1 protein-coding gene is annotated in these 285 nt (G+C 56.8%); it reads left to right on the top strand.

Annotated features, from left to right (window positions below; translation table 11 throughout):
• Window positions 1-285, top strand: a 285-nt coding sequence (locus K6T82_RS24310) for an ABC transporter transmembrane domain-containing protein (protein ID WP_255596624.1), incomplete at both ends; no start/stop codon positions are given.

Here is a 285-nt window from a genome sequence, read left to right as displayed (position 1 = left end):
AGAATGCGTCCTGGCACCGTTTTTTAAGATGCTGGAAGCGCTATTCGACCTGGTTGTGCCGGTTGTGATGGCTTCCGTAATCAACGTCGGTATCAAAGACCACAAGACCGACTATATTCTACGCTCCTGCGGCCTGCTGGCCGTGCTGGCGGCAGTCAGCCTCGTTTGCAGCGTAATTGCCCAGTATTTTGCGGCGGAAGCGGCTGTGGGGTGCGCTACGGAAATGCGGCACGATCTGTTCAGCCACATCCAGTCCCTCGGTTTCTCCGAGATGGACCGGGTTGG

The sequence above is a fragment of the Flavobacterium potami genome (assembly GCF_020026915.1).
Lineage (GTDB): Bacteria > Bacteroidota > Bacteroidia > Flavobacteriales > Flavobacteriaceae > Flavobacterium > Flavobacterium potami.
Note: the sequence above shows the minus strand (reverse complement) of the source record. Positions and strands in the feature narration are given on the sequence as shown.